Annotated in this window: 3 protein-coding genes and 2 pseudogenes; 4 read left to right on the top strand and 1 reads right to left on the bottom strand. The window is 66.6% G+C overall.

The annotated features are described in order from the left end of the window. Positions 1–133 precede the first annotated feature (133 nt). Together ABZV34_RS37890 and ABZV34_RS37885 are read left to right on the top strand one after the other, a co-directional pair. Positions 134–460: a transposase gene (locus tag ABZV34_RS37890; protein WP_356287364.1), complete on the top strand. Its 327-nt coding sequence runs from the start codon at positions 134–136 to the stop codon at positions 458–460. After that, positions 457–1251 (top strand): IS3 family transposase, encoded by a 795-nt coding sequence (locus ABZV34_RS37885; protein ID WP_356287361.1) that lies wholly within the window; start codon positions 457–459, stop codon positions 1249–1251. Before ABZV34_RS37890 ends, ABZV34_RS37885 begins: the two co-directional genes overlap by 4 nt. 3 nt (positions 1252–1254) lie before the next feature. On the opposite strand, the pseudogene ABZV34_RS37880 reads toward ABZV34_RS37885, so the two are convergent. Further along, positions 1255–1794 (bottom strand): annotated as a pseudogene (locus ABZV34_RS37880) (transposase); the annotation flags it as partial. A 5-nt stretch (positions 1795–1799) separates the two neighbouring features. Between ABZV34_RS37880 and ABZV34_RS37875 the strand changes: the two are divergent. Then, positions 1800–2060, top strand: a pseudogene (locus ABZV34_RS37875) (transposase); the annotation flags it as partial. A gap of 971 nt (positions 2061–3031) precedes the next feature. Continuing rightward, positions 3032–3292, top strand: a 261-nt coding sequence (locus ABZV34_RS37870; protein ID WP_356287358.1) for a transposase, incomplete at its 3' end; no start/stop codon positions are given.

The raw sequence follows: 3292 nt of genomic DNA, 5'->3' as shown, positions 1-3292 counted from the left end.
GCCTGGCCGATCATGTCTGGAAGGTCATGCTCGCCGACGAACGACGAGCCCAATCTCCCGCCGCCACACCTTGACAAGACACAGAGGCACCCCCGGGATGCGGAGGATGTTGACAGAGGGTCAGATGGTTCTCATGAGAGGAACATCGACCCTGGCCGCTCCCAGGAAATACTCGCTGGAGTTGCGTGAGCGTGCGGCGCGGATGTATCGCACCACCGAGCCGAAGCCGCAGATCAAGAAGCTGGCCGTCGACCTCGGCGTGCATCCCGAGGCCCTGCGCGGCTGGATCCGCCAGGCCGAGGCGGACGCCGGCGAGCGCGACGAGCGGCTCACCACCGACGAACGCGCCGAGCTCGCCGCCCTGCGCAGGGAGAACGTCCAGCTCAAGCGGGCGAACGACGTCCTGCGGACCGCCTCGGCGTTTTTCGCGGCGCAACTCGACCCGACCCGGCCCAGGTGACCGCGCTCGTCGACGAGCATCCCCGCCTGGGAGTCGAGTGCGTACTTCGGGAACTGCACATCTCCTCCTCGACCTACTACCGCCGGCGCCGGCGCGAGAAGGAGCCGTGCGAACACCAGCGCCGCGACGCCGAGCTGACCGAGCGGATCAGGAAGATCCACAGCGACTCCGGCGGGATCTACGGCTCGCCACGCGTCCATGCCGCTCTGAAACGCGAGGACGTCCACGTCGGGCGCAAGCGGGTCGAGCGATTGATGCGCGAAGCTGATCTCGCCGGGATCAGCCCACGCCGCAAGGGCTTCACGCGGCGCGACCCGAAGGCCACACTCGCCCCGGACCTGGTCGGCCGGGACTTCACCGCGTCCGCGCCGAACCGGCTGTGGGTCACCGACCTGACGATGATCGCCACCGGCGAGGGGCCGTTGTGGCTGTCCGTGATCCGCGACGCCTTCTCGCGCCGGGTGGTCGCCTGGGAGACGTCCGCCCGCACGGACGCCGACCTGGTGCTGTCCAGTCTGGAGTACGCCCTCGCGTCTTGTGAGATCGAGCCCGGCAAGCTCGTCCATCACGCCGACCACGGCTGTCAATATACGTCCATCAGGCTCACAACTCGCCTGCTGCGAGCGGGAGTTGTGGCATCCATGGGGTCGGTCGGGGATTCGTACGATAACGCTCTCGCGGAAAATCTGTGGATGCTGATCAAGACGGAATGTGTCCGCAGCCCGTCTTCGCGACCAGGGCCGAGGCGAACCTCGCACTCTTCGAATACATCGACGGCTTCTACAACTTAAGATTTAACCTTTTTGGTCTTTAAGGCGATTGCGTTCAGTGATGCTCTCGGGGCGTCTGGTCGTTTTGCCCACGTCGTGGCGGGTGGCGGGATAGCGGTTCTTCGAGCCAACTGGACATCCTGGGGCGGGTGTTGAGGATTTCGGTGCACGGGCAGGACTGTGCAGGTGCGGGCGGAGGTTGCGAAATCCCCGGCGGACGCGGGCCGGGGTGAGCCGGGCGGGCTCCGTTCGCTTCTCCCACGGGCGACGGAGGTCGGCGGCGGCCTCGCGGAGGAGCCTGAGCTGGGTGTGGGCCGCGATCACGAGCCACGTCCAGCGGTCCGCGGCCTCGGGGGAACGGAGCTTGGGTCGGGTCCAGCCGAGCGTCTGCTTGATTATGCGGAAGGTGTGTTCGATGTCGAAGCGGCGGAGGAATGCCTGCCAGCGCAGATCGACATCCTCGCCGGTCATGCCGGTCTTCGAGGACCACAGCCATACCGGCTGCGGGTCCTGGCCGCTGGGCAGTCGGTCGACCGTCAGGCGGATCTGGGTGCCCTCGATGATGGAAGGTGCTCGACGCCGTCGAGCTGCTTGACCTGTCGGCATTCGAGAACAGCTACCGTGACGACGGGCGGGGCGGGGTGGCCTACCCTCCCGCGTGCCTGATTGCGTTGCTCCTGTACTGCTACAGCAAGGGAGTGCGTTCCTCTCGTCGCATCGAGCAGGCTTGCTGGGACGACGTGGGCTGCCGAATCATCACCGCGAACCGCCGAGTGGACCACTCCACCGTCGCGCGGTTCGTACGACGTCACCGTGCCGCCTTGAACTCGCTGTTCGTGCAGGGGTTGTCGCTGTGCGGCCGACGTGGCCTGGTCGAACTTTCGGCGGTGGCCGTGGACGGCTCACCGATGGAGGCGAATGCCTCACGCGACGCCAACCAGCGGCTCCACCGCTTGGAGGAGACCATTTCCCAGTGCGGGAAAGAGATCCACGCGCTGATGGAGGATGTGGTCGACCACGCGCTGAGCGTCGAGGCCGATGGCTCGGCAGCACAGGGCGATGGCGAGGACGCGTGCGACAACTGGCCTCGCCTGTCCCGGCTGTGCGACCGGCTCACCCGGGCCCGCCTGGCCAGGGACAGACTGCATGAACGGGCTATGCCTTCACCCACCGAGATCCGGATCAAGGTCGAAGCCGCCGAGCGGATGGTAGCCCGCGCGGAGAAGCGCCTGGCCGCCGAGACTGAGGCTCACCAGGAGAAACTGAAGAAGTACGAGTTCCGCGTCCAAGTGGACCGGGCGGCAGGACGTCGTGGAGCGAACGGACGACCGCCGGTCCCGATGGAGCACAAGACCGTCCTCGTTCGCCAGCGAACGCGACTGGTGAAGATGCGTGCCTGGCTGGAGCGGGCCCGCACACCCCGACCGGCTCCCTCGCCGGAGTCCCGTGCCTGTCTGAGCGATCCCGACTCCCGGCTGATTCCCGGCAAACATGGCGGCTACCTGCAGGGATACAAGATCCAGATCGTGTGCGCCCGCCGTCAATTCCTGCTGGCCATCGAAGCGCACGACAATCCCTCGGACAGGACGGCCCTCGTTCCGATGGTGAAGAAGACCCAGCACAATCACCAGGCTGCACGGCTCCCGGCGGCATCCAACTCTGGCTCGCCGACAGTGGGTACGCCTCCGCCGCGTCCTTCGAGGCCCTCGCCGACCTTCCACTACTGGTCTCGGACACCAGCGACGCCGACCAGGCAGGCTTTCCCGCGAAACGTCAGCAGGCCCCTGCCGGCCAGCAGGACATGGCGGCCCGCCTCGCCACCCCAACTGGACGGGCCCAGTACCGCCAACGCAGTGCCCTGGTCGAGCCGGGATTCGCCCAGATCTTCCAACGCTTCGGACGACACCTCAACTACCGCGGCCGCCAGGCGGTGGACGCCGAGCTCAAGCTCCTCGGCACGGTGCACATGAACCGTTCCGGGTTTGATCGAGGCTCGATCTTTTGGAAGGATCGAGTCCGTTATGGCGAAGCAATACCCGAAGGAGCTCAAGGAGCGGGCCGT

It is taken from the genome of Streptomyces sp. NPDC005195 (assembly GCF_040608315.1).
In the GTDB taxonomy this organism is placed as follows: domain Bacteria; phylum Actinomycetota; class Actinomycetes; order Streptomycetales; family Streptomycetaceae; genus Streptomyces; species Streptomyces kaempferi.
Note: the sequence above shows the minus strand (reverse complement) of the source record. Positions and strands in the feature narration are given on the sequence as shown.

Bases quoted from the DNA above. Each gene is read 5' to 3' on its own strand.
- ABZV34_RS37890 (WP_356287364.1), top strand. From the start codon at position 134: ATGAGAGGAACATCGACCCTGGCCGCTCCCAGGAAATACTCGCTGGAG.